At 65.0% G+C, this 21,637-nt stretch carries 18 protein-coding genes and 2 pseudogenes; 13 read left to right on the top strand and 7 right to left on the bottom strand.

Annotated elements, in window-relative coordinates; all coding sequences use genetic code 11:
• Nucleotides 1-298 precede the first annotated feature (298 nt).
• The 4 genes and pseudogenes from OWR21_RS05630 (at nucleotide 299) to OWR21_RS05645 (ending at nucleotide 3,538) form a co-directional block, all read left to right on the top strand.
• A pseudogene (locus OWR21_RS05630) lies at nucleotides 299-1,179 on the top strand (AAA family ATPase).
• A 12-nt stretch (nucleotides 1,180-1,191) separates the two neighbouring features.
• A complete protein-coding gene (locus OWR21_RS05635) occupies nucleotides 1,192-1,800 on the top strand; it encodes a GNAT family N-acetyltransferase (RefSeq protein WP_147214184.1) in 609 nt (202 codons plus the stop codon).
• A 16-nt stretch (nucleotides 1,801-1,816) separates the two neighbouring features.
• Nucleotides 1,817-2,989, top strand: a pseudogene (locus OWR21_RS05640) (vWA domain-containing protein).
• Between the two features lie 150 nt (nucleotides 2,990-3,139).
• On the top strand, nucleotides 3,140-3,538 hold the full coding sequence (locus OWR21_RS05645) for a nuclear transport factor 2 family protein (protein ID WP_332394760.1): 399 nt from the start codon (nucleotides 3,140-3,142) through the stop codon (nucleotides 3,536-3,538).
• Nucleotides 3,539-3,605: 67 nt separating this feature from the next.
• Here the strand turns inward: OWR21_RS05645 and OWR21_RS05650 are convergent, their stop codons facing one another.
• The 3 genes from OWR21_RS05650 to OWR21_RS05660 all read right to left on the bottom strand — a co-directional run bounded on the left by OWR21_RS05650 (nucleotide 3,606) and on the right by OWR21_RS05660 (nucleotide 5,945).
• On the bottom strand, nucleotides 3,606-4,484 hold the full coding sequence (locus tag OWR21_RS05650) for a spermidine synthase (protein WP_332394761.1): 879 nt from the start codon (nucleotides 4,482-4,484) through the stop codon (nucleotides 3,606-3,608).
• Between the two features lie 8 nt (nucleotides 4,485-4,492).
• Nucleotides 4,493-5,251, bottom strand: coding sequence for a tetratricopeptide repeat protein (locus OWR21_RS05655; RefSeq protein WP_332394762.1), 759 nt, complete (start codon nucleotides 5,249-5,251; stop codon nucleotides 4,493-4,495).
• Between the two features lie 184 nt (nucleotides 5,252-5,435).
• Nucleotides 5,436-5,945: a DUF1993 domain-containing protein gene (locus tag OWR21_RS05660; protein ID WP_332394763.1), complete on the bottom strand. Its 510-nt coding sequence runs from the start codon at nucleotides 5,943-5,945 to the stop codon at nucleotides 5,436-5,438.
• Nucleotides 5,946-6,378: 433 nt separating this feature from the next.
• Here OWR21_RS05660 and OWR21_RS05665 point away from each other — a divergent pair, with 433 nt between their 5' ends.
• A complete protein-coding gene (locus tag OWR21_RS05665; protein WP_332394764.1) occupies nucleotides 6,379-7,113 on the top strand; it encodes a type IV pili methyl-accepting chemotaxis transducer N-terminal domain-containing protein in 735 nt (244 codons plus the stop codon).
• A 25-nt stretch (nucleotides 7,114-7,138) separates the two neighbouring features.
• Nucleotides 7,139-7,933: a type IV pili methyl-accepting chemotaxis transducer N-terminal domain-containing protein gene (locus tag OWR21_RS05670; protein WP_147214178.1), complete on the top strand. Its 795-nt coding sequence runs from the start codon at nucleotides 7,139-7,141 to the stop codon at nucleotides 7,931-7,933.
• Nucleotides 7,934-7,940: 7 nt separating this feature from the next.
• Here the strand turns inward: OWR21_RS05670 and OWR21_RS05675 are convergent, their stop codons facing one another.
• The 3 genes from OWR21_RS05675 to OWR21_RS05685 form a co-directional block, all read right to left on the bottom strand.
• Nucleotides 7,941-8,438: a DNA-deoxyinosine glycosylase gene (locus tag OWR21_RS05675; RefSeq protein ID WP_316901538.1), complete on the bottom strand. Its 498-nt coding sequence runs from the start codon at nucleotides 8,436-8,438 to the stop codon at nucleotides 7,941-7,943.
• Between the two features lie 8 nt (nucleotides 8,439-8,446).
• A complete protein-coding gene (htpG, locus tag OWR21_RS05680; RefSeq protein ID WP_332394765.1) occupies nucleotides 8,447-10,369 on the bottom strand; it encodes a molecular chaperone HtpG in 1,923 nt (640 codons plus the stop codon).
• A gap of 102 nt (nucleotides 10,370-10,471) precedes the next feature.
• Nucleotides 10,472-11,950 carry an aminotransferase-like domain-containing protein gene (locus OWR21_RS05685; protein ID WP_316874223.1) on the bottom strand — a complete coding sequence of 493 codons (1,479 nt, stop codon included), beginning with the start codon at nucleotides 11,948-11,950 and terminating at the stop codon, nucleotides 10,472-10,474.
• A 130-nt stretch (nucleotides 11,951-12,080) separates the two neighbouring features.
• On the opposite strand from OWR21_RS05685, the gene OWR21_RS05690 reads away from it, so the two are divergent.
• The 7 genes from OWR21_RS05690 to OWR21_RS05720 all read left to right on the top strand — a co-directional run bounded on the left by OWR21_RS05690 (nucleotide 12,081) and on the right by OWR21_RS05720 (nucleotide 18,469).
• The gene (locus tag OWR21_RS05690) at nucleotides 12,081-12,800 is read left to right on the top strand and encodes an alanyl-tRNA editing protein (protein ID WP_332394766.1); all 720 of its coding nucleotides are present in this window, start codon (nucleotides 12,081-12,083) and stop codon (nucleotides 12,798-12,800) included.
• A gap of 8 nt (nucleotides 12,801-12,808) precedes the next feature.
• Entirely contained in the window at nucleotides 12,809-13,747 is a 939-nt protein-coding gene (locus OWR21_RS05695; protein ID WP_332394767.1) for a DMT family transporter, read from the top strand.
• Nucleotides 13,748-13,792: 45 nt separating this feature from the next.
• Complete coding sequence (locus OWR21_RS05700; RefSeq protein ID WP_147214171.1) at nucleotides 13,793-14,263, top strand: RidA family protein; 471 nt, start codon at nucleotides 13,793-13,795, stop codon at nucleotides 14,261-14,263.
• Between the two features lie 130 nt (nucleotides 14,264-14,393).
• Entirely contained in the window at nucleotides 14,394-15,584 is a 1,191-nt protein-coding gene (locus OWR21_RS05705; RefSeq protein WP_147214170.1) for an aminotransferase-like domain-containing protein, read from the top strand.
• A 46-nt stretch (nucleotides 15,585-15,630) separates the two neighbouring features.
• A complete protein-coding gene (locus OWR21_RS05710; RefSeq protein ID WP_027677818.1) occupies nucleotides 15,631-16,272 on the top strand; it encodes a glutathione S-transferase family protein in 642 nt (213 codons plus the stop codon).
• 89 nt (nucleotides 16,273-16,361) lie between these two features.
• Nucleotides 16,362-17,648: an MASE1 domain-containing protein gene (locus OWR21_RS05715; RefSeq protein WP_332394768.1), complete on the top strand. Its 1,287-nt coding sequence runs from the start codon at nucleotides 16,362-16,364 to the stop codon at nucleotides 17,646-17,648.
• The gene (locus tag OWR21_RS05720; protein ID WP_332394769.1) at nucleotides 17,645-18,469 is read left to right on the top strand and encodes an alpha/beta hydrolase; all 825 of its coding nucleotides are present in this window, start codon (nucleotides 17,645-17,647) and stop codon (nucleotides 18,467-18,469) included. The genes OWR21_RS05715 and OWR21_RS05720 overlap by 4 nt, the downstream gene beginning before the upstream one ends.
• Nucleotides 18,470-18,481: 12 nt before the next feature.
• Here OWR21_RS05720 and OWR21_RS05725 read toward each other — a convergent pair whose 3' ends face one another.
• The gene (locus OWR21_RS05725) at nucleotides 18,482-21,637 is read right to left on the bottom strand and encodes an efflux RND transporter permease subunit (RefSeq protein ID WP_332394770.1); all 3,156 of its coding nucleotides are present in this window, start codon (nucleotides 21,635-21,637) and stop codon (nucleotides 18,482-18,484) included.

The following is a 21,637-nucleotide window of genomic DNA, read 5'->3' on the forward strand; positions in this document are numbered from 1 at the left end:
GCGTGGAGTTTCAGAATCCTGCTCGCCCTGCCGGCTTGGCTCGTCTCAGCCGGCTGTCTCGCTGGGCGCATTCACCCGCCGTTGGCAACAAGCCAGAAGACGGTCATTTGAGGTGCGTCAAACCGGCGCATTGTACCGCACCGCTTTTTCCAGTCCAGTTAGGGCTCCCGTGACTTGACAGCGATGAATGGCACGGCGCGCGCCCTCCCGGCCCGCCCCGCTGACACCCGGCGTCAAACACCCAAATGCTCTTATACTGGCCGTTTCCAAATCTTTTACCGCTCAGTAGGCTTGCACGATGAACACCACCACCTCGCCTGCCCCATCCGACCAGCGCACCCGCTTCGAGGGCTCCGACCAGTACGTCGCCACCGATGACCTCAAGCTCGCCGTCAATGCGTCGATGACGCTGCAGCGCCCGCTGCTCATCAAAGGCGAGCCGGGCACGGGTAAGACCATGCTGGCCGAGGAAGTGGCCGCCGCGCTGGGCATGCCGCTGTTGCAGTGGCACGTGAAGTCGACCACCAAGGCCCAGCAGGGCCTGTACGAATACGACGCCGTCTCGCGCCTGCGCGACTCACAGCTCGGCGATGACAAGGTGCACGACATTCGCAATTACATCGTCAAGGGCGTGCTGTGGCAGGCCTTTGAGGCGGATGAACCTGTCGTGCTGCTGATCGACGAAATCGACAAGGCTGACATCGAATTCCCGAACGATCTGCTGCGCGAGCTGGATCGCATGGAGTTCTACGTGTACGAAACGCGCGAAACCATCCGCGCGAAGCATCGTCCGCTGGTGATCATCACGTCGAACAACGAGAAGGAATTGCCCGACGCGTTCCTGCGCCGCTGCTTCTTCCACTACATCAAGTTTCCGGATGCCGAGACGATGCAGGCCATCGTCGATGTGCACTACCCGGGCATCAAGCCCACGCTGGTCAAGGCTGCGCTGGATGCGTTCTACGAGATGCGCAACCTGCCGGGGCTGAAGAAGAAGCCGTCGACGTCCGAGCTGATCGACTGGCTCAAGCTGTTGCTGGCCGAAGACATTCCGCCGGAATCGCTGCGCAGCCAGGACAAGAACGCCGCGATTCCGCCGCTGCACGGGCGCTGCTCAAGAACGAACAGGACGTGCACCTGTTCGAGCGCCTGGTGTTCATGAACCGCGCCAATCGCTGAGCGTGCCCCACCATGCCGCGCCTGATCGAGCCCGTCACGCTGTCCGGCCAGCACGCCTGGCTGGAGCCGCTCGGCCCGGAGCACGAGGACGAAGTGCGCGCCGCGGCCGCTGATGGCGAGCTGTGGAAGCTTTGGTACACGTCCGTCCCGTCGCCCGACAAGACCGGCGAGTGGCTGGCCATTGCGCTGGACATGCGCGAACGGCTCGGCGCGATGCCGTTCGTCGTGCGAGAGATGCGTGATGGACGGCCCGGCAAAGTGGTCGGAGCCACGCGCCTCTTCAACGTCGACGAAGCCAACCGCCGGCTCGAAATCGGCCACACGTGGTACGCCAAATCGGTACAGCGCACGGCCGTCAACACGGAATGCAAGTTGCTGCTGCTCACGCATGCGTTCGAAACCCTGCGCTGCATTGCCGTGGAATTCCGCACGCACTGGATGAATCACCAGAGCCGAGCCGCCATCGCCAGGCTCGGCGCCAAGCAGGACGGCGTGCTGCGCAACCACCAACGCATGCCGGATGGCAGCTTCCGCGACACGGTCGTGTTTTCGATCATTGAATCGGAATGGCTGACCGTGAAACGCCATCTGCAATACAAGCTCGAGCAACCGCGCGCCTGAGCGCCGGAGGACCACCATGCTCATCGATTTCTTCTTCACGCTGCGGCACGCCAAGCTGCCGGTCTCGGTCAAGGAATACCTGACGCTGCTCGAAGGGCTCAAGCAGCAGGTCATCGCGCCGTCGCTCGACGAGTTCTACTTCCTCGCGCGCATGACGCTGGTGAAGGACGAAAAGCACTTCGACAAGTTTGACCAGGCGTTCGGCGCCTACTTCAAGGGCGTGGAAGGCGCGGTCGATTGGCGCGCAGACATTCCGCTGGATTGGCTCACCAAGAAGCTGGAGCGCGAACTGTCTCCCGAGGAGAAGGCCAAGATCGAGGCCATGGGCGGTCTCGACAAGCTGATGGAGCGGCTGAAAGAACTGCTGAATGAGCAGCACGAGCGTCACGAAGGCGGCAACAAGTGGATCGGCACCGGCGGCGTCGCCGTTCGGGCACGGCGGCTACAACCCGGAAGGCATCCGCATCGGCGGGCCATCGAAGGGCAACCGCACGGCAGTCAAGGTGTGGGAAGCACGCGCGTACAAGGACTACGACGACACCGTCGAACTGGGCACGCGCAACATCAAGGTGGCGCTGCGCCGCCTGCGCAAATTCGCGCGTGATGGTGCCGACATCGAGCTGGACCTCGACGACACCATCCACTCCACCGCCGCCAACGCCGGCATGCTCGACATCAAGATGCGCCCCGAGCGGCACAACAACGTCAAGGTGTTGATGCTGATGGATGTGGGCGGCTCGATGGACGACCACATCAAACGCGTGGAAGAACTTTTCTCCGCCGCCAAGACCGAGTTCAAGCACCTCGAGTATTACTACTTCCACAACTGCGTCTACGAATGGCTGTGGAAGAACAACCGGCGCCGCCACGCAGAACGCTTCTCTACCTGGGATGTCATCCGCAAATACCCGCCCGACTACAAGCTGATCTTCGTGGGTGACGCGACCATGAGCCCGTACGAGATCCTGCAGGCGGGGGCTCGGTGGAATACAACAACGCCGAAGCCGGCGCCACGTGGCTCAAGCGGTTGATCGAACAGTTCCCGAAATTTGTCTGGCTCAACCCCGAGCCGGAAGGCCTGTGGGAATACCGCCAGTCCATCTCGGTCATCAATCAGATCGTGAAGACGCGGATGTATCCGGTGACGATTGCGGGGTTGGAATCGGCGATGCGGTTGTTGTCGAAGTAACGCGCCTCCCGGCGTTTCTCCAGGCGTGGACACGGCGATTACCTGACGCGTAATCGACACCATCCACGCGGGTGCCGAAGATGAAGCCATCCAGCGCAATCGATCCATCACCGCGCTGGGCAAGCTCCCCACTTCGAACGGAGAAACGCCATGACAGCCACCCAACTCGCCGCCAACGACACGCTCGCCGATACGCTGGTCGACCGTTACATTGCCGCGTGGAACGCAACAGACGCTGCGCAACGCCGCGCCCTCGTCGCGCAAACCTGGACTGAGAGCGCCACGTATGTCGACCCGCTGATGCAGGGCGCCGGCCATGACGGCATCGACGCGCTCATTGCCGGCGTGCAGGCCAAGTTCCCTGGCTTCCGTTTTGCGCGCGACGGCGGCGCAGATGTCGTGCAGGACACGATCCGCTTCCGCTGGACGCTCGGCCCCGAGGGGCAAGCGCTGGTCAAGGGCACGGATTTCGTACGCATCGAAGGCGACCGCATGCACGCGGTGACCGGCTTCATCGACCAGATGCCTGGCATGGGCGACGCCGCCTGAGCGCCTCCGCACAAAAGCAAACGCCCCGAAAGTCGGGGCGTTTTGCATGGGCGTCACGCGGCAGCGATCAGATGGACAGCGCGTCTTCCTGGCCGGCGTTGGCGCTACGCAAACCCTCAGCCCAGCCTTTGGTCGGCAGCTTGAGCGAGGCCTGCAGCGCGGCGGCGCGCGCCTGCACATCTTCCCAACTGACGTGCAGCGGCGGCCCATTGAACGCAAGCGCGATCACATTGCCGTCGTGCACTTCAGGGAAGACCAGCACGCGATTGTCGAACGCGTCGCAGATGCGCTCGATATTGCGCGGGAAGCTGGTGTGGTCGCCAAACAGATTGATCGTCATCACACCCGGCGAGCGCAGCACCTGGCGGCAAGCCTTGTAGAACGCCGGCGTATCGAGCACCGGGCCGCGCGCGGTGGCGTCGTACAGGTCGATCTGCAGTGCATCGACGGTGCCGTGGTGGCTGGCGTCCATCACCCAGTCGTAGGCATCCTGCTCGAGCACGCTCAGACGCGCGTCGTCAAACGGCAGGCCGAACATGCTGCGGGCTGCGACGATTACCGACGGATTCAACTCCACTGCGGTCACCTTCGCGGGCGCGAGTTGACGATGGCAGAACTTGGTCAGCGCGGCCGCGCCGAGACCGAGCTGCACGACGTGGAAGTCCGCGCCTGGCGCAGCCGGATCGAGAAACAACAGCCACGCCATCATCTGCTGCGCGTATTCCAGTTCGATGGCGTCGGGCTTGGACAGGCGCATGGCGCCCTGCACCCATTCGGTACCGAAGTGCAGGTAGCGCACGCCGGCCAGTTCAGAAAACGTGACGGGCGCGAAGCGCAGGGCCATGCGCTTCGGTTCGTCATCGTGGCTCTGGCGGTCTTCGCGCTTGGCGCGGGCAGGTCGTCGCGAGGCGACGGCCTCGATGGATTTACGTTTCAACAGCGTCATAAAGCGGATCAACGGGAAGAAGACTGAGCGGCAGCCGCGCGCTGCAGCCACTCGCGATTGTGGTCTTTGGCATAGCGCGTCCAGTGCTTGGCGTCGCGCAGGATCTCTTCAAACAGGGCCTGTGCGCGCTGCTTGTCGGCATCGTTGTTCTGCGCGAGCAGCCATTCGCCGAAGAAACAACGGGCAGCAGCATCGTTCGCACAGGTCAGGGCCTGCTCGAACGCCGCGCGCGTATTCGGCGCGTTCGTCGCAGCCAATGCGCGTGCGTAAAGCAATGTCGGCTCGGGCTGCTGGCGCGTCACGCGATGCGCTTCGAACAGTGTGTCGAGCGTGCCCTTGGCGAGCGCCGCATCGCCCGTGGCGAACTGCGCGCGGGCCAGGCCCAGCAGCACGGCCGGGTCACCGGCAAACGGGCCCGTGGCCGCCTGCTCGAAGTGCTGGCGAGCTTCCTTTGCATCACCGGCTTCCAGCAGTGCTTCGCCCAGGCGCAGACGATGCTGCACGGTCGGCGCGCGATCGAAATCGTTGCGCGCTTCGCGTACGGCGCGGTTCGGGTCGATCAGCTGCGTGACGGCGCGACTGGCGACACGGGCGCCGCGCGAGTGGCGCATCTCCGGCAGATAGATCGCGAAGAAATACACCACGCTGCCCAGCAACGGAAACGCAAAGAGGATGAACAACCAGTACATGTTCTGGTTGTTGCGTACGACGTGCACCGCAAAGAACAGCGCGACGATGACGTGAAACCCGATTCCGAGAAACGGCATGTGAAGGCCCGATAGTGAAATGCACCGACGCCCCCGCGTCGGCCACGGGCGCGATTGTGACAGATGCGCCGCGGCAAGGGCGGGATGCGCCCATAACGTTTGCCTGCCCCGGGGACGACCGATCCACCCATAAACGCCGGCGCCCTCATCAGGCGACCGGCGTTTTCTCTGCGCCAGGCGGCTCTCAGGGGCGCCCGAGGAAATCCATTTTGCCGATTTCCACACCGTTATGGCGCAGCAGCGCGTAGGCCGTGGTGACATGGAAATACAGGTTCGGCAGCACAAAACCGCGCAGGTAATCGATGCCCGTGAACTGCAGCTCTCGCGCCGGGCTCTTGAGGGTGATCTGGCGATCTTCGCTGCCGGCAAATGCCGCAGCGTCGATGCTGTTGACGAATTCGAGCGTCTTGGCAATGCGCGCCTTCAGCTCAGGAATGGTCGTCTCCACATCCGGGTACGACGGTACCTCGTTGCCCGACAGACGCGCCGCGCCGCCCTTGGCCTGGTCACAGGCGATCTGCACCTGCCGCGTGAACGGATGCATGTCCGGCGCCAGACGCGCCGTCATCAAGTTAGCCGGGTCGAATTTCTTCGCTTCTGCGTGGGCGGCCGCCTTGTCGAGCAGCGCCGACAGGTTGCCCAGCATGCGATTCACGGTCGGGACCAGAAACTCGTACATCGAAGGTGTCGTCATGGAAATGATGTCCTTGGTATCCATCGTTGTGGCCGCCGGCGATCATCTGTCCGGTCTGCCGGCGCCGCGCTTTGTCGCGCAGGGCACAGTGTAGGCCAGCGATCTGGCCGGTGCATGGCGCACGCGCACGCCTCGTCATGAGGCATTTGGCACGAGATTAGTGCGGCTGAGCCCTTTACCGCGTGCAGATCAACGGGCACGTCGATATCTCTCCCGTGGCATGGCTATTGCATGGGCAAGGACAAGGCCAACGGCGGCCTTGATCCACCTTGGCACATCGCAATGACACGCTCCGCAGCGGAGCGTTCAGGGCAACGGCGCTCCGAGGCGACATGGCATGACCCGGGCAACCGGTGCGTAGCCATCTCGCTTCGGAGCGCTTTTTCTGGCCAGCGCGACTGCGTCAGCGTCAACACCATCAGCAAGGCATGACATGAACGCTTCCACCACCCGGGGTTCGGGTTCCACGGCCGACGTAACCGTCGAGACCATTGGCGAGCTGATCAACCTTTCCGGACGCCAGCGCATGCTGTCGCAGCGGATCGTGTTGCACATGGTGCTGGCGGCGCAGGGCCACACCACGGCGCTCGATATCGCGAAGTCATGCCTGGCGACATTCGCGGCGGCACACACCGATCTTGTCGAGGGCAATGCGCGGCTGCCCGGCGCATTCTCCGAAGCATTGCGTCAGGTGTACTCCGGCAAATTGCGCGGCGATGCGCGTGTGCGCGAGTTCATCGTGCTGGCCAAGAGCGCCATCGAGACGCTGTCGTCCGGCACGACGCAACGCAACCCGTCGCTGGATGCGCTCGTGGCGCAGGCCACGCCCATGCTGGAGCTGCTGCAGACGATCACGCAGGCCTATCAAGACGAGATGCACGTGTGCGAGGTCGCACAGCGCAAGCGCCAGGCAGACATCGCCGCGCACCTTGGACGCATCTCGATGCAGGCCAACATCGTCGCCATGAACGCGCGCGTCTCGGCAGCGCGGGCGGGGCCATATGGGCGCGAGTTTTCAGTCATCACCACGGTGCTGGCAGACATCATCCAGGAGATGGACCAGTTGATCCGCAACGTCGTCGGCACGAACGACGCGCAGTCCGGTGCGGGCACGCGCCGGCCATCGACGCCCGTATCGCCAACCTTCGGGCACATTTCGCTGCGCTGAGCATGAGATTGAGACGGAGCGCTACTTGAAACCTTACCTGCAATTCATCCGCTTGCTGCTCTGCACCGCCCTGCTGTCGGGGCTGATTGGAAGCGCCTGCGCGCAACCGCTGACGATCAACTCGGCCATCAACAAGGCGGGCCGCCAACGCATGCTGTCGCAACGCATGGCCAAGGCGTATTGCCAGATCGGGCTGGGCGTCGAGGTCGAGCGATCGAAGAGGATTCTCGAACAGTCCGTCGCGCTATTCGATCAACAACTCACGGAGTTGAAGGCGTTCGCGCCCACACCCGAGATCAAGGACACCTACGCCAAGCTTGAGCAGATGTGGATCGTTTACAGGCGATTGCTCACGGGCGGTGAACCGAACATCGACAACGCGAGGAAGATCGCTCAGGCCAGTGAAGACGTGCTGAAATTCGCACAACAGGGCACGGTACTGCTGGAGAAATACTCGGGCACGGCGACGGGCAAGCTGATCAACGTGGCCGGCCGCCAGCGGATGCTGTCGCAGCGCATCGCCAAGCTGAGCATGTTCCGCGCGTGGGACATTACCTCCGCGCAGATGACGCAGGATCTGGACTCAGCCATGAAGGAATTTGCCGCTGCCCAGGCATTTCTCACGTCTGCGCCGCAGAACTCCGGGGCGATCAGCAGTGAGCTGCAATTGGCCAACACGCAATGGCTGTTTTTTGCAGAAGCCCTCAAGCAAACGGAAGGAACGCGCGCCGAGCAGTTGCGCAACGTTGCCACAACCAGCGAGCGCATCCTTCAGGTCATGGATGACGTGACGGGCCTGTACGAGGGGCTCGGCCGGTAGCAGGACGTTACGACAGCCATTCACGCAGCGCCTGCCACGCCGCCAACTTCTGGGCATACGGCACGGCTGCATAGGCCGGACTGCTGGAAGGGAGCTTGAGAATGGTGTGACGGTCGCCGACCTCGCCCAGCGCCTTCATGCCGATACGCGCAGCGGTACCGCCGTTGAAGGCGATGACTGCCAGTTCCGGCAGTGAGGCAATCAAGCCGGCAAGGTCATTACCGGCATGGTCCCGGATCTTGCTGTCGAGACTGCCCTCGCGCTTTGCTTCGGCCACCACATCCCACAAGCCGATGCGATGTGCCAGCAGCGCCTGCAAGCGCGCGGCGTATTCCATGCCCGGCAAGTCCTCGCCGATCACCTCGCCGGCGAGGCGCCAGAACTGGTTGTGCTTGTAGGCGTAGTACTGCGATTGCGCAAGCGAGGCTTCACCGGGCAGGCTGCCGAGGATCAGCACGCGCGTGCGCGCGTCGACCACAGGCGGGAAGCATCGCTTGAGCGTCACGCTCGTCGTCAGGCCAGCAGGCGGTTCACGCGTTGGACGTAAGCCGCCGGATCGGTCAGAGCGCCGCCTTCAGCCAGCAGTGCCTGATCGAACAACACGTGAATGCGATCCTCGAACGCGGCGCGGTCGGCTTCGTTGCCGGTCACGGTTTCCAGCAGCGCGAGCTTGCGCACGAGCGGATGCGTCGGGTTCAGCTCCAGCACCGGCTTGCTGTCAGGCGCCTGTTGGCCGGCCTGCTTCAGCAGACGGGCCAGCGTGCCGCTGATGTCGCCTTCATCGGCCACCAGGCACGACGGCGAATCGGTCAGGCGATGCGTGATCCGCACGTCCTTGGCCTTCTCGCCCAGCACAGCCTTGGCGCGCTCGACCAGCGGCTTGAACTCGCCTTCCACCTTGGCGTGCTCGGCCTTCTCGGCTTCGTCTTCCAAGGCGCCCAGGTCGAGATCGCCACGCGCCACCGACACCAGTTCCTTCTCTTCGAAGTCGTGCAGGAACGAGAGCATCCACTCGTCCACGCGGTCGGTCAGCAGCAGGACTTCGACGCCCTTCTTGCGGAAGATTTCCAGATGCGGGCTCGACTTGGCGGCCGTCCAGTTTTCGGCCGTCACGTAGTAGATCTTGTCCTGGCCTTCCTTCATGCGGCCGATGTAATCCGCCAGCGAGACGGTCTGGGCGCTGTCTTCGTTGTGCGTGGAAGCGAAGCGCAGCAGCTTCGCAATGCGGTCCTTGTTGGCGTGGTCTTCGCCGATGCCTTCCTTGAGCACCTGGCCGAAGTTCTGCCAGAACGTGGCGTACTTTTCCTTCTCGGCGGCGTCATCCGACTCGGCCATCGATTCCAGCATGCCCAGCACGCGCTTGGTCGAGCCCTCGCGGATGGCCTTCACGTCGCGGCTTTCCTGCAGGATTTCGCGCGACACGTTCAGCGGCAGGTCGGCCGAATCGATCACGCCCTTCACGAACCGCAGGTAGCCCGGCAGCAGTTGCTCGGCGTCGTCCATGATGAAGACGCGCTTGACGTACAGCTTCAGGCCGCTGCGGCGCTCGCGGTCCCACAGGTCGAACGGCGCATTGGTCGGGATGTACAGCAGCTGCGTGTATTCGCTGCGGCCTTCCACGCGGTTGTGCGTCCAGGCGAGCGGCTTGCCGTTTTCGTGCGCGATGTGCTGGTAGAACGCGATGTACTGATCGTCCGTCACATCAGCGCGCGGACGTGCCCACAGCGCGCTGCCCTGGTTGATGGTTTCCCACTCGTCCTGGGCGACCATCGTTTTCTTCTCTTCGTCCCACGCTTCCTTGCGCATCTGGATCGGCAGGGAGATGTGGTCCGAATACTTCTGCACCACTGACTTGATCCGCCAGGTGGAGAGGAAATCGTCCTCGCCCTCGCGCAGGTGCAGCGTGATGGTGGTGCCGCGCTCGGCGCGTTCGATCGTGTCGACGGTGAATTCGCCGTCGCCGGTGCTTTCCCAGCGCACGCCTTCCTCGGCGGCCACGCCGGCACGGCGCGATTCCACCGTCACGCGATCGGCCACGATGAACGCCGAGTAGAAGCCGACGCCAAACTGCCCGATGAGGGCGGCGTCCTTCTGCTGGTCACCCGACAGTTGGCTGAAGAACTCGCGCGTGCCCGACCGGGCGATGGTGCCGAGGTTGCGGATCGCCTCGTCGCGGCTCATGCCGATGCCGTTGTCGGCAATGGTGATGGTGCGCGCGGCAGCATCAAAGCCGATGCGGATGCCAAGCTCGCCGCCGCCTTCCAGCAGCGACGGGTTGGCGATGCCCTCGAAGCGCAGCTTGTCCACCGCATCCGACGCATTGGAAACCAGCTCCCGCAGGAAGATTTCCTTGTTGCTGTACAGCGAGTGGATCATCAGATGCAGAAGCTGCTTCACTTCTGCCTGGAAAGCCATCTTCTCGTGCGGTGCGCTCATGGTGTGCATAAAAAGTCTGGGAAGTGGAAAGAGAAGCGGGCTACACCTTGCGCGTGCGCCCGCATGAATTTGTGAGGCTAGATAGGGCGTGGCGGCCGTTTTTCAAGACCCGCGATCGAGCTGCTCCGCCAGGAACCGCAGCATGTCCGGATCCGCGCTGGTCGCGATGTTGAAGCGCATCCACGTCGATGGCATCTGGGACGGCGAGAACAGGCTCCCCGGCGCAAACACATAGCCCTGCTCGTGCCCGGCGCGGGCGATGGCGTTGGTGTCCTGGCCGGTATCGGCCCAAAGGAACATGCCCGCGCCCTGCTGCGCAAACAGCTTCAGGCCCATGCGCTCGAGGTTGCGCTGAACGGCATCGCGTGCACGGTCCAGGCGGCCGCGCACGCGTTCGACGTGCTTGCGATATTGGCCTTCGGTGAGGATCTTGTAGAGCACGCGTTCGTTGATCTCGGGCGTAGCAAACCCTGTCAGCAGCTTGGCATCGGTCAGGTTCTTGGCCAGTTCTGGATGGCAGGCAATGAAACCCACGCGCAAATTCACCGCCAGCGTCTTGGAAAAGCTGTTCAGGTAAATCACCCGGCGCAACTGATCCAGGCTTGCAAGGCGTGTCGCCGGATAACCGGGCGGTGCAAGATCGCCGTAAATGTCGTCTTCAACGATCAGAAAGCCGTACTGCTCAGCCAACCGCAACAACTGGAATGCCTTGGCAGCCGAGAGCGACGTGCCGGTCGGGTTGTGCAGGATGGAATTGATGACCAGCAGCTTGGGGCGACGCGCCTGTACCAACCCTTCCAGCGCGACCAAGTCCGGCCCCTCGGTGGTATAGGGCACGCCGATCACCTGCGCACCCTGCGCGGCAAAGCGGCCGAACATCAGAAACCACGCCGGATCGCCCACGAGCACCGTGTCGCCAGGCTGCACATACTGACGCGCAATCAGGTCCAGTGAAGCGGTGATCCCGGAGGTCACCACGATCTGTTCGGGTCGCGCGCCGATTTCCAGCTCGGCCAGCCGTGTTTGCAGTTGCTGGCGCAGCGGCAAGAAGCCCTGCGGCGTGCCCAGCGACAGAAATTGGTTGCCGTTCAGCCGCCCCAGCGAGCGCATCGCGTTGGCGATCAGCTCGCCGTCCAGCCACCCGTTGGGCAAGAAGCCCACACCCGGCGCCTTGCGTGGCTCCGCAGAATGGAACATGTTCCGCAGCAGCCACGTCACGTCGATCTTGCGTGCAGCAGTCGGCGGCGGCGCGACCGGCTCCTCGGGCAGCAGCGCTTGACGCTCCTTCACGTAGAAGCCCGAACCGCGGCGCGACTCCAGATACCCCTGCGCCACCAGCCGCTCGTACGCCTCCACCACGGTGAAGCGCGAAATGCTCTTCTCCTGCGCCAGCTGCCGGATCGACGGCATGCGCATGCCGGCACGAAACACGCGCTCGTCGATGCGCATGCGCGCCCATTCGGTGAGCTGATCCACCAGCGTCATCTGCGCCGACGGAATGGGGTCGGGCAACTGCTCCGCCGCCGGGCGGGCGGCCGCGCGGCGGGCGTCCAGGCTGATGATGGGGGAGGTGGAATTCATGACGGGTAGGCTTCAAGCGGGCAGAAAACTGTACAGAAGGCGCCACGACAAAGTGTACAGGTACTGTACAGACGCAGTTCGGTAGGATCAAGGTCAGAATTCCGCCCCCAGCGAACTCGGAGACTGCTCCATGCCCACGTTGAAACGCTTTGACGAAGATGCCTACCGCGCCACCTGCGACGCCACCGTCGTCGCCGTGCATTCGGAAGGCGTCGAACTGGACGCCACGGTGTTCTACGCCCGCAGCGGCGGCCAGGCGGGCGACACCGGCACGCTGGTCCTGGCCGATGGGCACACCATTGCGATTGCCGACACCGTCTACAGCGCCGATCGCCAAACCGTTCTGCATGTGCCTGCCGACAGCGCAGACGTCTCGCTGCTCGCGCCCGGCACGCCGGTCACGGCCACCATCGACTGGGACCGTCGCCACCGCCTGATGCGGCTGCATACGTGCCTGCACCTGCTGGGCTCGCTGATTCCCGTGCCGGTCACGGGCTGCGGCATCTCGCCAGACGCTGGCCGCATCGATTTCGACCTGCCTGAATCGACGCTCGACCGCGACACGCTGACCGCGCAGCTGAACGAACTCATCGGCCGCAATACGCCGGTGCGCGTCGACCTGATCACGCCGGAAGAACTGGCCGCCCAGCCCGAACTCGTGCGCACCATCGGGGCGGCGCCGCCGGCGGGCGCCTCGGCCATCCGCATCATCCACATTGACGGCATCGACCGCCAGCCATGCGGAGGCACCCATGTGCGCGCCACCGGCGAAATCGGTCGCGTGGTCGTCACCAAGATCGAAAAGAAAAGCCGCCAGAACCGACGCGTCGCCGTGGCGTTTGCAGATTGAGCGCCGCCATGAACAAGTCCGTCGCCCTGCCCATGGCACCCGTTGACCACGCCGAACGCCGCGGCCTGCTGCTCGGCTTCATCGGCGTGGCCATCTTCAGCCAGACGCTGCCGTTCACGCGCATGGCCGTCGCCGAACTGGATGCCACCTTCGTGGCGCTGGCGCGCGCGGTGCTGGCAAGCGTTCTGGCGCTCGTGCTGCTCACGGCCACGGGCGCGTTCTCGGCCGGCAAGCGCCCGCGCGGCAATCAATGGTGGCAACTGGCGGTGACGGCAATGGGCGTGGTGGTCGGCTTTCCGCTGTTCTCGTCGCTGGCGATGCGCGATGTGCCGGCCGCCCATGGCGCCATCATCACCGGCCTGCTGCCGCTTGCAACCGCCATCTTTGCCGCGTGGTTCGGGCGCGAGCGGCCGTCTGCCGGGTTTTGGCTGTGCGCGGTCATTGGCAGCGTGCTCGTTGTTTCATTTGCACTGCTGCAGGGAGCGGGCGCCCTCCACCGCGCCGATTGGCTCCTCTTCGCCGCCATGGTGACGGGCGCCCTCGGCTATGCGACCGGCGGCAGGCTCGCGCGCGAACTGGGCGGCACGCAGACGATTGCCTGGGCGCTGGTCGTCTCCCTGCCTGTGCTGCTGCCGCTGGTGGGCGCGCTGGCTTGGCTGCCGTCCACACATCAGGCCGAGGCGCTCGCGCATGCGTCGTCCAGGGCCTGGATGGGGCTGGCTTACGTGTCGGCCTTTTCCATGTTCATCGGCTTCCTGTTCTGGTATTCCGGCCTGGCTGCGGGCGGTGTTGCGCGGGTCGGCCAGATACAATTGCTGCAACCTTTCATGACGTTGATCGGCGGCTGGCTGCTGCTGGGCGAACCGCTCGATGCGCCGACCGTGCTGTTTGCGCTGGCCGTCATTGCCGTGGTCGGCATCGGCCGGCGCACGTCGGTCCGCCGATAGCAACGTTTTCCCTCTTTTGTTGACCGCACTTACCAAGGAGTCTTCATGACCGCCCCGCACGACGCTCAGGCCAAGCTCAAGCAACTCGGCATCGAACTGCCCGCCGCAGGCGCCCCCGCTGCCGCCTACGTCATGGCCGCGCAAACCGGCAACCAGGTCTTCCTGTCCGGCCACATCGCCAAGAAAGACGGCAAGCCGTGGGTTGGCAAGCTGGGCGCCGACATGACCACCGAGCAAGGCAAGTCAGCCGCACGCGCCATCGCCATCGACCTGATCGCTACGCTGAACACGCACCTGGGCGGTGATCTCAGCCGCGTCAAGCGCATCGTCAAGGTGATGAGCCTGGTCAACTCCACCCAGGAGTTCACCGAGCAGCACCTGGTGACCAACGGCGCATCCGAACTGTTCGTCGAGGTGTTTGGCGACGCCGGCAAGCACGCCCGCAGCGCCTTCGGCGTCGCACAGATTCCGTTCGGCGCATGCGTCGAGATCGAACTGATTGCGGAAGTCGCCTGAGCGACGCTTTTGCTGCTGTGCCACCGGCAGCCGGCCAGTGTTAGACGGGCCGGTTGCCTGCTATTCTCACCGTCTTGCCCACCCACGGCGCTCGCTCACGAGGTGGGCGCCGCAACACTAGGACCACACCATGGACCACACCGCCTGTACCTTCTCCAGCCGCGCTCAGAAACTCACCAGCTCGGCGATCCGGGAAATCCTCAAGATCACCGAACGTCCTGAGGTCATTTCGTTTGCCGGCGGCCTGCCCGCCCCGGTCACCTTCCCGGTCGAAGCGATTCAGGCGGCGTGCGCCCGCATGTTTGCCGACAACCCGCAGGCCTCGCTGCAGTACACCCCGACCGAAGGCCTGTCGGTGCTGCGCGAGTGGATCGCCCAGCGTCATGGCACCACCGCCTCGCGCGTGCTGATCACCACGGGCTCGCAGCAGGGGCTGGACCTGCTCGGCAAGATCTTCATCGACCCGCAAAGCAAGGTGCTGGTCGAAACGCCGACGTACCTCGGCGCGCTGCAGGCGTTCTCGCTGTTCGAGCCGGCCTATACGTCCATCGCCACCGACGACAAGGGCCTGCTGCCCGACGCGCTCACGCCGGAACTGGCTGCCGGCGCGCGCTTCTTCTACACGATCCCGAACTTCCAGAACCCGACCGGCCGCCGCCTGCCGCTGGACCGCCGCCAAGCCCTGGTCGCCCGCGCGAAGGAACTCGGCGTGCTGCTTGTTGAAGACGACCCGTACGGTGAGCTCAGCTACACCGGCGACGCCCTGCCCTCGCTGCGCTCGCTGAATCCGGACGGCGTGGTCTACATGGGCTCGTTCTCGAAGATCCTGGCACCGGGCATGCGCCTGGGCTACATCATCGCGCCCGAACATATCCACTTCAAACTCGTGCAGGCCAAGCAGGCATCGGATCTGCACACGCCGAGCTTCACCCAGCGTGTGGCGTACGAGGTGCTGAAGACCGGGCTGCTCGACACGCACATCCCCAGCATCCGGAACCTTTACGGCAAGCAATGCGAAGCGATGCTCGACTCGCTCACGCGCCACATGCCGGCCGGCGTGCACTGGAACCGCCCGGAAGGCGGCATGTTCATCTGGGTGGAAGTGCCGGAAGGCATCGACACGATGTCGCTGCTGGAAAAGGCCGTCGCGCGCAACGTGGCGTTCGTGCCGGGCGCGCCGTTCTATGCCAATGCGCCGCGTCGCAATACCCTGCGCCTGGCGTTCGTGACGGTGGCACCGGAGCGCATCGAGCAAGGCATCGCCGTGCTGGGCGAGCTGATCCGCGCGGAAATCGCTGCGCTCACGCCGAAGGCCGCCTAAATTACCTAACTGTCCATTCATTCATTCGAGAAAGGAGCCGTCGTCGATGCTGCGGATCTGGGGAAGACTCTCTTCGGTCAACGTTCAGAAAGTGGTCTGGTGCGCGCGCGAGCTGTCGCTGGACCATGAGCGCATCGACGTCGGCGGCGCCTTCGGCGGCGTCGACACGCCGGAATTCAAGGCGATGAACCCCAACGGGATGATCCCCGTCATCGAAGACGGCCTGAACGATGCCGGCGATACGCGCTTCGTGCTGTGGGAGTCCAACGCCATCGTGCGCTATCTCTCGGCGCGCTATGGCCCGGGCAATCTCTACCCGCTCGAGCTTCACGAGCGCGCGGATGCCGACCGGTGGATGGACTGGCAGACCACGTCGTACAGCCCGTCGATGGTGGATGCGTTCATGCAGCTTGTGCGTACGCCGGAAGACCAGCGCGACGCCGCGCGCATTGAACGTTCGCGCCAGGCCGCGGAGCGCAGCACCGCCGTCCTCGAAGCCGTGCTGGCCAAGCAGCCCTACGTGGCCGGCCGCCGCTTCACCATGGCCGACATCGTCTGCGGCTGCGCCACACACCGCTGGCTCGGCCTGCCGATGGACCGCCCGGCGCGCCCGAACCTCGAGCGGTGGATGGCCGAGTTGCGCGACCGGCGCGCCGCACGGGAAGTCCTGGCGCTGCCTGTCGTCTAAGCCCGCCCGAAACCGGTTGCGGTAGCATCACCAACCGCGCACGGCACCCAAGCCGGCGCGGTTTTTTGTTTTCACCGAGGGAAACCCGGATGCCATTGAACCGACCTTCCACCACCGTCGCCACGATCCTCTGGGGCGCGCTTTACCTGGTTGCCGCCATCGTGTCGCACCGGCTGAATGGCCCGGTCGACATGACGGGCTACATCTGGCTGCCGGCAGGCGTGACCATGGCCGCGTTCATGCTGCGGCCGTACCGCGAATGGCCGGGGCTGGGCGCGGCGTTTGCCGTGGCGCAGCTGGCGCTGGCCGCGATTGAACACACCAACCCCGCGCACGCCATGCTGTTCGTGCTCGACGAGGCGGGGAGCGCGGCCCTGGCCGTGGCCCTGGTGAGGCTCGCGCGCGTACCGCTCGAAGGTTTGTACTTCGTGCGTGCGATGCTGGTGGCGGGCGCGGTCAGCGCGCTGCTCGGGGCGCTGTTCGGGGCGGCATGGTTTGCGTGGTCCCAGGGTGGCGCATTCGGGCACGTCCTGCGCATCTGGGCGGCGTCGGATTTCCTGGGCGTGCTGATCGTCACGCCGGTGCTGGCCGCATGGTCGCGCTTTCGCGCATTCCGCTCGGGCGGCACGGACCGCACGGACTTCCTGCTGGGCCTGGCGGCCGCGATTGCGCTGGCGCTGTCGGCGTACGTCATCTTCGATGGCAACAGCGATGCCAAGTTTGGCGACGGCATCGGCTTTGCGCTGACCTACGTCCCGCTGTTCTTTGCCGTGGTGGTGGCCCTGCTGTGGGGCGGCCGCGGCGGCTCCATGGCCGTGCTGCTGCTCACGCTCGTGGCGCTGACGCAAACCGCCGAGGGCGACGGCCCATTCGCCGTGCTAGATCACCACTATGGCCAGTCGCTGCTGGAAGCGCAGCTGTACCTGGGTATCGCCGCGCTGCTGGTGCTGCTGGTGAGCGCGCTCAAAACCACGCGCGAACAACTGCACGAGCAAAGCGCGCAGTGGCAGAACCGCGTCGAACTGGCGTTGGCAACATCGGGCCAGCTCGTCTACACCATCGACCCGGCCAGTGGCCGCATCGACTGGGGCGGCGACGTGGTCCTCGTCTTCGGACACGACGCGGCGAGCATGGCGTCGATCTCGACCGTCCTGCAACTGGTGCATCCGGATGACCGCGACGCGCTGCGCGCACGTTGGCTCGGAGAAACCGCGCTGGACGACGGGGCCGCCATGCCCGCGCGCCGCCAGACGCTGCGCATCACCGCACGCGACGGCACGCTGCACACCGTGGTGGATACCGGTGGCCCGCTGATGGATGCCGTCGGCAACATGGCGCTCGTCACCGGTACCTGGTCGGTCGAGACCGCACTGTGACGGCATTGGCATCCGGCAGCACGGCTGTGCTGCTGATCCATGGTCTGGGCGGCACCGCCTACGACGTGGGCGTGCTGCAGAAAGCGCTGCGCAATGCCGGCGCGGTCACGCACGTGCCAACCTTGTCTGGCCACGGCACGCGCCCCGAAGACCTGATCCACATGCCCGCCGAGGCCTGGCTTGAAACGCTCACGCAAACGTATGAGCAGCTCATCGCCGAGCACGACGCCGTGCATATCGCTGGGATGTGCATGGGCGCATTGCTGGCACTGGTGCTGGCGCACCGGGTTCGGCATGGCATTGCACGCCCGCACGACAGGCTGGCGCTGCTCGCCACGCCGATCCATATCGATGGCTGGTCGACGCCGTGGTATCGGGATCTGCGCCACGTGGTCTATCGCATCCCGGGCATGGCGGCGCGCATGCGCGTGGAAGAAGACGAGCCGTTCGGCATCAAGAACCCGCTATTGCGGCGGATCATCAAGGCGAAGCTTGCGCGCGGCGACAGCTTCCACTACCCGTGGGTGCCGCTGGCCTGCATTCGGCAGGTGGATCGGCTGCGACGCTGGGCGCTGGCTGGCGCGCCCGAGACGCAGTGCCAGACGCTGGTCGTCCACTCCCGTGAAGACGAACTCACCAGCCTGCGCTCCGCTGAAACGTTGCAAGCGACCCTGCCCCATGCGCGCAGCGTCGTGCTCGAAAACAGCTACCACATGATCTGCGTAGACAACGATCGCGATCAGGTCGCCGCCGAGGTCCTCGGCTTTTTCGGTTTCGACCCCGCAGCGGCCAGGCGCAAGGGCCCAGCCGCCGCAGATTGATCACGACGCCGGTCAGGCCGCCGGCCCCGCAGTCTCGTGCTCGTGCGCCGCGTCCAGCCGGCGCTGCCGCTCGCTGCCCTTGAACACGCGCCGCACCACCACAAAGAACACCGGCACCAGGAACACTGCCAGCACCGTTGCCGCGATGATCCCGCCCAGCACACCCGTGCCGATGGCGCGTTGGCTGGCGGATGCCGCGCCGGTCGCAATCGCCAGCGGCACGACACCAAAGGCAAACGCCAGCGACGTCATCACGATCGGCCGGAAGCGCAGCCGCGCGGCCTCCAGCGTGGCTTCAATCAGGCCCATGCCCTGCGCCACCAGATCCTTGGCGACTTCGATGATCAGGATCGCGTTCTTGGCCGACAGGCCAATCGTGGCAATCAGCCCGACCTTGAAGTAGATGTCGTTGGGCAGGAAGCGCAGCGTGGCGCCCAGCAGCGCGCCCAACACGCCCAGCGGCACCACCAGCATGACCGCCAGCGGAATCGACCAGCTCTCGTACAGCGCCGCCAGGCACAGAAACACGACGAGGATCGACAACGCAAACAGCGCCGGCGCCTGCGCGCCCGACAGCCGCTCCTCGAACGACTGCCCCGTCCACTCGTAGCCGAAGCCTTCGGGCAGGCCTCGCGCGATCGACTCCATCGCCGCCATGGCCTCGCCTGAGCTGTGACCCGGCGCGGGCGCGCCGGTGATCGTCATGGCCGGAAAGCCGTTGTAGCGGTCGAGCTTGAGCGGCCCGACGATCCACTTCGTCGTGGTGAACGCCGAGAGCGGCACCATCGCCCCAGCCGCATTGCGCACATGCATGCGGCCAAGCTGCTCGACCGAGACGCGCTGCTTGCCGTCGGCCTGCACGATCACGCGGCGCACCTGGTTGCGGTAGACGAAATCGCCTGCGTAATCGGAGCCGAACATCACAGCCAGCGTGCGGTTGATGTCCTCGATCGACACGCCCATCGACAGCGCCTTCTTGCGGTCCACATCAATCAGCACCTGCGGTGCATCGCCCTGGCCCGCAAACGTGACTTCCGACAGCGCGGGATGCTTCGCGGCCTCAGCGAGCATGCGGTCGCGTGCCTGCGCGAGGCGCTCGTAGCCGGCGCCTCCGCGGTCCTGCAAACGCAGGTCGAAGCCGGGCTTGCTGCCCAGCTCCGGCAGCGCGGGCGAGTTCATCGCCATGACCATCGCGCCCTTGATCTTGCCGAACGCCGCGTTGGCGCGCTCGACCACGGCGTCGACGTGCTGGTCAGCGCCCTTGCGTTGCTTCCAGTCCTTGAGCGTCAGGAACAGCATGGCCGCGTTCTGCCCGTTGCCGTACAGGCTGAAGCCCGTGATGGCCAGCGTGGACGCCACCGCCGGCTCCTGCGTCATGAAGTGCTGCTCGGCCTGCCGCACAACGTCGAGCGTTTGCGCCTGTGTGGCGCCGGTCGGCAGCATGACGACGGTCATGAACTCGCCGGTGTCTTCTTCCGGCAGAAAGGCCGTCGGCAGTTGCGTGAACAGCAGCACCACGACACCGACGACGGCGCCGTACGCCACCAGCGCGCGGCCCGTGCGGTTCAGCAGCCTGGCAACGCCGCCTTGGTAGCGTGCCGTCAACCGCGCAAAGCCCCGGTTGAATGCGCCGAAGAAGCCCTTGCGCTCCACACCGTGGCCAGCCTGCACCGGCTTGAGCAGCGTCGCGCAAAGCGCGGGCGTAAGCGTCAGTGCCAGGAATGCCGAAAACACCATCGACACCGCCAGCGACAGCGAAAACTGCCGGTAGATATTGCCCACCGCGCCGCCAAAGAACGCCATCGGCACGAACACCGCCGTCAGCACCAGCGAGATGCCGACGATGGCCCCGCTGATCTGCCGCATTGCCTTGGCCGTCGCCTCGCGCGGCGAGAGCCCATCTTCGTGCATCACGCGTTCGACGTTTTCCACCACCACGATCGCATCGTCGACGAGGATGCCGATGGCCAGCACCAGGCCGAACAGCGTCAGCACGTTGATGGAAAAACCCATCGGCAGCATCACCGCAAACGTGCCCAGCAGCGCGATCGGCACCACCAGCGTCGGGATCAGCGTCGCGCGCAGGTTCTGCATGAACAGCATCATCACCAGGAACACCAGCACCACGGCTTCGAGCAGCGTCTTGACCACCTGCTCGATGGCGATGCCGACAAAGCGCGAGCTGTCGTACGCCACCTCGTAGCGCACGCCGGGCGGGAAATGCGCCTGCGCTTCGTCCAGCACCGCGCGCACGCGCTTGGCCACGCCCACGGCGTTGGCGCCAGGGGCAAGCTTGATGCCGATGGTCGTTGCCGGCTTGCCGTTCATGCGCGAGAGGTAAAGGTAATCGCTGCCGCCCAGCTCCACGCGCGCCACATCGCGCAGCAACACCATGCGGCCCTGCGCGTCCGCACGCAGCGGAATCTGGCCGAATGCATCCGGCGTGGTCAGCCCATCGTCGCCGGTGACGCTCGCGTTGATGGGCGCGCTGCCCGGCACGGCGCCGCTGCCGATCTCGCCCACGGTGATGCGCGCGTTGTAGCGGCGCACGGCGTCGCTCAGGTCGCCGGCGGTCAGGCCCAATGCGGTCAACTTGTCGGCATCGGGCCAGATGCGCATGGCGTATTCCGCGTCGAACAACTGCGCGGTGCCAACGCCCGGCACGCGGCGCAACTGCGGAATCAAATCTGACGAAGCGAGGTCGCCCAGGTCGATGCCGTCAAAGCGGCCACGCTCGGCCGTCAGCGACAGATACATCATGTAGTTCTCGGCCGCCTTCTCGATGCGGATGCCGTTGCGGCGCACGACCTCAGGCAGGCGTTCTTCGACGATCTTCAGCCGGTTCTGCACCTCCACCGCCGCAAGATCGGGGCTCGTGCCCTGGGTGAACGACAGGTTGATCGACACATTGCCCGCCGCATCGGACGACGACGACATGTACAGCAGCCCCGGCGCACCGTTCATCTCGCGCTCGATGATGGCGGTGACGGCACTCTCCACCGTGCGCGCCGACGCGCCGGGATAGTTGGCCGAGATGCTGACGTTGGGCGGGGCAATGTTCGGGTACTGCGCCACGGGCAGCTTGGGCAGCGCGAGCACGCCGGCCAGGATGATGGCCAGCGCAATCACCCAGGCAAAGACCGGGCGGTCGATAAAGAAGCGCGCCAT

This window comes from Ralstonia sp. 1B3, from assembly GCF_036631435.1.